This window comes from Lactiplantibacillus sp. B652 (assembly GCF_023806745.1).
In the GTDB taxonomy this organism is placed as follows: Bacteria; Bacillota; Bacilli; order Lactobacillales; family Lactobacillaceae; genus Lactiplantibacillus; species Lactiplantibacillus pentosus.
The window spans coordinates 1-337 of sequence record NZ_JAMSKY010000079.1 but is presented as its reverse complement, the minus strand read 5'-3'; the positions used below and the strand labels follow the sequence as shown (position 1 = coordinate 337).

Here is a 337-nt window from a genome sequence, read left to right as displayed (position 1 = left end):
TTTACCTTCCACAGCTCAAATAAATCATTAATCGCGATTAATAACTTATTTGAACCCTGGAAAGCATTAAATCAGGCGGCCATTTGGCTCGTAAGTGTTGCAATTTCAACTTGTAAGAACTTGTTTAAAATCTAATATATTTGGTATGATAGTTCAAAAAAGGTGATTAGTCATGAACTACCCAAGCAATATTTCCCGCCAACAATTTGAACTCATTCGTCCGACTTAGAAGCTGCACGGCGTTCAACGAGGCCTCGAAAGTATGATCTTTATGAGTTGTTCTGTGCAGTTGTCTATGTTTTAAGAACTGGCTGTCAATGGCGCGAGTTACCAGTTG

1 pseudogene is annotated in these 337 nt (G+C 38.6%); it reads left to right on the top strand.

Going from position 1 to position 337, the window contains the following annotated elements:
- Nucleotides 1-172 precede the first annotated feature (172 nt).
- Nucleotides 173-337 (top strand): annotated as a pseudogene (locus MZO40_RS17085) (transposase); the annotation flags it as partial.